The organism is Cytophagia bacterium CHB2 (assembly GCA_030263535.1).
In the GTDB taxonomy this organism is placed as follows: Bacteria; Zhuqueibacterota; Zhuqueibacteria; order Zhuqueibacterales; family Zhuqueibacteraceae; genus Coneutiohabitans.
Genome location: SZPB01000503.1, coordinates 1 through 3,589 on the forward strand (window position 1 = coordinate 1; position 3,589 = coordinate 3,589).

The 3,589-nt window shown below is 55.5% G+C and carries 2 protein-coding genes; both read right to left on the reverse strand.

What is annotated here, in order from left to right:
• Positions 1-1,552: multifunctional oxoglutarate decarboxylase/oxoglutarate dehydrogenase thiamine pyrophosphate-binding subunit/dihydrolipoyllysine-residue succinyltransferase subunit (gene kgd / locus FBQ85_27990; GenBank protein MDL1878974.1), on the reverse strand; the 1,552-nt coding region annotated here is incomplete at its 3' end.
• A 564-nt stretch (positions 1,553-2,116) separates the two neighbouring features.
• The gene (locus tag FBQ85_27995; GenBank protein ID MDL1878975.1) at positions 2,117-3,469 is read right to left on the reverse strand and encodes an SPOR domain-containing protein; all 1,353 of its coding nucleotides are present in this window, start codon (positions 3,467-3,469) and stop codon (positions 2,117-2,119) included.
• Positions 3,470-3,589: the final 120 nt, after the last annotated feature.

Sequence of the window (3,589 nt, forward strand, 5' to 3'; positions counted from 1 at the left end):
CGGCGCGCTCGAGCAGGGCATCGAGCATCGGAATCAACGACTCCGCGCCTTCGAGGCTGAAGCGCTTGTGGCCGATATATTTGGTGTGCAAAAAGCGCTCGAACGCTTCCGCTGAATTCAACTTGTCGAGTATGCGGCGCTTGCCCTCGGCATTCATCCAATCGCTGCGTTTACTGCCTTCGACGTATTGCTGCACCCAGGCTTTTTGCTCCAAATCCTGGATGTGCATGTACTCGACGCCGATGGTGTGGCAATAGGCCTCGCGCAGGATGTCCAGAATCTCGCGCAACGTCGCGCGCTGCTTGCCGCCCAAACCGCCGGTGATGAACTCGCGATCATAATCCCACAAGCTCAGGCCGTAGTGGCTGGGATCGAGCGCGGGATGCGAGGGCGCTTCACTGCTGAGCGGATTCAAATTCGCCAGGAGATGGCCGCGCACGCGATAGATGTTGATGAGTTGAATGACGCGCGCTTCCTTTTCCACCATGCCGTCATCCAGCAAATTGTTGTCGAATGCCGGATTCTTGTCCTGCTGCAAGCGCACGGGATGATAGGGAACCTTCAGGCTCGAAAAAATTTCATCATAAAAATTATCTTCGCCGAGCAGGAGTTGGTGCATTTTCTGGAGGAATAGCCCGCTTTCGGCGCCTTGAATAATGCGGTGATCATACGTACTCGTCACTGTCATCACCTTGCTGATGCCCAGGCCTGAGAGGACCTCAGGGGCCATGGCGTGATACTCGGCAGGATAGCCGATCACGCCGGTGGCGATGATCGCGCCCTGCCCGGTGAGCAACCGGGGGACCGACGCGACGGTGCCGATGGTGCCGGGATTGGTGAGCGTGATGGTGGTGTCGGCAAAATCTTCCGGTTTGGCTTGATTGGCAAGCGTGCGGCGAACAATATCGTTATAAGCATTGAAAAACGTGGCAAAATCCATGGTCTCAGCGCGCTTGATGTTGGGCACAAACAGCGAGCGCGAGCCGTCTTTGCTCGCCACATCCACGGCCAAGCCGAGATTGATATGCTCCGGCGCGATTTTATAAGGCGCGCCTTTAATTTCGAGGAAATAATTCATCATCGCCGGCAGGGATTGCACCGCCTTCACCAACGCCCAGGCGATGATGTGAGTGAAGCTCATCTTAGCGCCGGTGAGATCGATCAAATATTGATTGAGCGCGCGGCGATTCTCTTCCAATAATTTCACCGGAATCATGCGCACGGAAGTTGCTGTGGGAATCTCCAGGCTGCGTTCCATGTTCTCGACGATCTTCGCAAAACCGCCGCGAATCGGCGTGGCCCCGGGCGGCAGTTCTTCGATTTCCGGCTCTGCGGTTTTTGCGGCTTTTTCCGCAACCGGCACGGTTGCGGCGGGCGTCGGTGCGACTGCCGTAGTGCTGATTGGGCGGTAATCGTCAAAAAAATCGCGCCAGCTTTCCGCGACCGAATCCGGCTGCTCCGCGTATTGATGAAACATCTCGTCAATCAGCCAGGCATTCGGGCCAAAGGCTTTCGAGTTTTCGTTTTTGGGATTATTGTTTTGGTTTGACATGAGGTTTTTTTGAATTGAGAAGATTTGCAATAGACGCCAATTTGAACGCGAAATATACTGTTCGCCGCGCCCAGCCGCAACAGAAAATACCGGTGGTTTGTTGTGATGATGAGATTTTGGGAGGAATGAATTTGCCGGTTGAGCCTGGCGCTAACCTATGCGACTTGTCATTCAGCAGGAATCCTGTGAGACGGCCATTGGTGGGTGAGCCTACCGAACCCCCAATTAATTTGATAAATCATCTTGCCCCGTTTGGGGCTTGTGGTGAGGGAAATGCGAGAATTTTCGGGAGTGTTGCTCTTTGCTGCTGCATGTGTCCCCGTTGCAGTCAAGCTGGCCTTCTAAAGAAGACAGTGTTTACTCAACGTTGCAGTACTAATCGCCTATGCCAATTTTCAAACCAGTAAAAACTGAAGCCTCGGGCGGCGCAGGGGAAAAATTTTAGGCAATACCATTATCGCCGAAACTATTCAATCGTTTTGACCCAAATTTTCCATGCCGCGCACGGCATTCGATAATCATGAAAATGATGTCGAAGTGAAGGCAAGCGCCGTATCCGGCATTTTATTGCCGCTCCTCGCTTCTCACCAAAAACTCCTGAATGATGCCCGCGGTTTTCAGGCTGTCGCCTGCGGCTTGCGCTTTTTCCTGGGAGGGATAGCGCCCCACGCGAATGGCAAACCAGCCTGCAGGCGTTTGCGGCTCGATTAGGCGAACCTCCAATCCCGATGATTGCAAGCTCTGCACCATACGATTGGCGCGCAGACGTTCCCGGACCGAGCTGACTTGCAGGGAAAAATATTGTTGCGGCTCCGCGGCGGCCGGTTGCGGCGCGGGCGTTTCCTCTTGTGGGCGGGACGGCCAGTTGAGATAAAGCAGCAGCACCGTCAAAACGCCGGCCCCTGCCAGCGCCGCAGCGCGATGCCGGCGCAGCCAGGTGAGCGCTTGCCACACCCACTCGCGCGCGCTGACATACCATTTTTGCGCCTGCTGTTTGAGGGTAGCCGGCGGGACGGGCCGGCCTTCCGTGCGCCAGCGCGCGATTTCCTCCGGCGACAACAGGCGGGCGCATGCGGCCACGGCCCGCGCCAAGTCATCCTCACGCTGCGCCAGGCGATAGTCTTCGTCAAAATGAAAAAGCGCGCGGCGCACGCGCGGGTCTGCCCCCCATTTGGATTGGAAGGCGCGCGCACAACACCAGGCGGCAAAATCATCTTTGCGCTCGCGCCCGAGAATTTTTTCCAGGCACAGATCGAGAATCGCCTCGCTCAAACCGCCGTCATGGCTGAGATGGTTAGCATAAAAATATTCGGCGCGATAGTGCGTGCTGCGGTTTTCCAAAAAGTGGCGCACAAAAAAATTGGCCAGCGCCTGGTCGCCGGGCTTGTAGTCGAGCAATTCTTCGGCAATGCCGGCGACGCCGAGCGTGAGTTGCGGCTGGCTCAAGACGTAGGATTTGAGTGCATAATAGGCTTCTTCCGCCCGCACGCCCTCGCGCAGCGCCGCCAGCAATTGCTCGCGCGCATGCGCATGTTCGAGATGCCCGGCATAAAACGGAAAATAGGTGCGCCGCAGCGCCTGCTGGCATTTTTCCTGATCGCGCGGCGCCAACAAACCGCTGTCAAACAGACGGCGCAACAACGGCAGCATCTCACTGGCGGCATCGTCGCGCTCGGTGAGCAGCAAGCTTTTGCCGCGTTCCTGCAAAAAATCAAACCGGCGGCGGCCCAGGCTGGTGAGCGCAAAACTGACAAGAGGAAAGAGCAGCAACGCGGCAACGATTACCAAAAAAACATCCGGGAAATAGATATCTTTGAAAAAAATCTCGTGCAAAATCCAGAGCAGAAAGAAAGCGAGAGGCGGCAGCAGCAGTGCGCTCCAGAACAGCCGCAGCGTGAACCAACGAAAAGTTGACATGTGATTTTGAAGTTTATTCTATTACTGTAGTTTGGCAAATTTTCATGTTCTTTTTCAAAAATTGGCTGAAAAGGCCAGCCAATCCTGAGGTATGGACAGACCTCACCACTGTCCCCGCCG